A 2,256-nucleotide genomic window follows, 5' to 3' on the forward strand; every position below is an offset into this window, starting at 1 on the left:
AATATTCATTAAATTTTCATTTCCATGTTGCATAAATTGCAATAACTAATTGTGAATATATCACTTTAAGCAATCTCATGTCTGTTTTAGTATGAAGTTATTCGGTAAGGCAATTACTGACCTCAATGGAAGAATCTCAAAGGAGCACCCAGATGGCTAATTATTTCAATACCCTAAACTTGCGCGAGCAGTTGGACCAATTAGGTCGTTGTCGTTTTATGGACCGCAGTGAGTTCGCTTCAGAAGCGGATTATCTGAAAGGTAAGAAAGTAGTCATTGTAGGTTGTGGTGCTCAAGGTCTTAACCAAGGTCTGAACATGCGCGACTCTGGTCTAGACGTTGCTTATGCGCTTCGCCAAGCCGCGATTGATGAGCAACGCCAGTCATTCAAAAACGCAAAAGACAACGGTTTTGAGGTAGGTAGCTACGAAACGCTAATTCCACAAGCTGATCTAGTAGTAAACCTTACTCCAGATAAGCAGCACACAAACGTTGTTGAGACGGTAATGCCGTTAATGAAAGAAGGCGCAGCACTAGGTTACTCTCACGGTTTCAACGTTGTTGAAGAAGGCATGCAAATCCGTAAAGACCTAACGGTAGTAATGGTTGCACCTAAATGTCCAGGTACGGAAGTTCGTGAAGAATACAAGCGCGGTTTCGGTGTACCGACTCTTATCGCTGTTCACCCAGAGAACGACCCAAAAGGTGAAGGTTGGGATATCGCGAAAGCTTGGGCTGCTGCAACCGGTGGTCACCGTGCTGGCTGTCTAGAGTCTTCTTTTGTTGCTGAGGTGAAATCTGACCTAATGGGTGAGCAAACTATCCTTTGTGGCATGCTACAGGCTGGCTCTATCGTGTGTTACGAGAAGATGATTGCTGATGGTATCGATCCTGGCTACGCAGGCAAGCTTCTTCAATACGGCTGGGAAACGATCACGGAAGCTCTGAAGTTTGGTGGTATCACTCATATGATGGATCGCCTAACTAACCCTGCGAAAGTAAAAGCATTTGAACTTTCTGAAGAGCTAAAAGAGCTGATGCGTCCGCTATACAACAAGCACATGGATGACATCATCACAGGTCACTTCTCTAGCACGATGATGGCTGACTGGGCAAACGACGATGCAAACCTACTAGGCTGGCGTGCAGAAACGGGTGAAACTGCTTTCGAAAACTACCCAGAAACTGACGTAGAAATTTCTGAGCAGGAGTACTTCGATAACGGTATCCTGATGGTTGCTATGGTTCGTGCGGGTGTTGAGCTAGCATTTGAAGCGATGACCGCTTCTGGCATCATCGATGAGTCTGCTTACTACGAGTCTCTACACGAGCTGCCACTTATCGCAAACACTATCGCACGTAAGCGTTTATACGAGATGAACGTGGTTATCTCTGATACGGCTGAATATGGTAACTACCTATTTGCTAATGTAGCAACGCCGCTACTGCGTGAAAAATTCATGCCTTCTGTTAGTACAGACGTCATTGGTAAAGGTCTAGGTGAAACTTCTAACCAAGTGGATAACGCGACTCTTATCGCTGTGAATGAAACAATCCGAAACCACCCTGTAGAATATATCGGTGAAGAACTACGTGGTTATATGACAGATATGAAGCGCATCGCGGTTGGTGGCTAATTTTCTTTGCTTCAAAGTAGAGAAAATATTAAATGAACTCTGGCCAGACTGGAGTGATAAATACAAAATAAAACACAACATCTAATCAAAAGGCTTGGTCGCCGTTGACCAAGCCTTTTTGTTTTTAGCCGATTTATCTGCGCGCCGATAAGAAAAACGCTCCTTTGTGAGGAGCGCTTTGATACTTATTTTTCAGCAAGCTTTTCTTCAAGTTGCGCCAACTTCTGTTCCATTTCTGTTAGCTTTTGACGTGTACGTAGTAAAACTTGAGTTTGAACATCAAACTCTTCGCGACTTACAACATCTAGCTTGTTTAGCTGGCCTTGGATTACTTGACGAACTTTCTGATCGACATCAGAGCCCAATTCTTTTACAGGTTGAGGCATTGAGTCGTGAATCTGTTTAGCAATTTGCTCTAATTTCTTTGGGTCAAACATAGTGGCTAAAACTCCTTTTGATTTGTCCTCATTTTAAGTAAATGATACGTGAAAGTCGCCATTTAGATGGCAAAAAAGAGAGCGGCAATAAAAAAGGCCACCGAAGTGACCTTTTTGAATGCCTTAATAGCTTATCTGTTATCCGCTAATTCACGATGAGCTGCTTTCGCTTCGTCAACTCG

At 43.6% G+C, this 2,256-nt stretch carries 2 protein-coding genes; one reads left to right on the forward strand and one right to left on the reverse strand.

All coding sequences use genetic code 11. The annotated features are described in order from the left end of the window. Window positions 1-152 precede the first annotated feature (152 nt). Window positions 153-1,637, forward strand: coding sequence for a ketol-acid reductoisomerase (ilvC, locus tag IQR33_RS06255; protein WP_012841252.1), 1,485 nt, complete (start codon window positions 153-155; stop codon window positions 1,635-1,637). A gap of 185 nt (window positions 1,638-1,822) precedes the next feature. Here the strand turns inward: ilvC and ubiK are convergent, their stop codons facing one another. Then, a complete protein-coding gene (gene ubiK, locus IQR33_RS06260; protein ID WP_005379099.1) occupies window positions 1,823-2,074 on the reverse strand; it encodes a ubiquinone biosynthesis accessory factor UbiK in 252 nt (83 codons plus the stop codon). Between the last annotated feature and the right edge of the window lie 182 nt (window positions 2,075-2,256).

It is taken from the genome of Vibrio sp. OPT46, assembly GCF_015163535.1.
In the GTDB taxonomy this organism is placed as follows: domain Bacteria; phylum Pseudomonadota; class Gammaproteobacteria; order Enterobacterales; family Vibrionaceae; genus Vibrio; species Vibrio alginolyticus.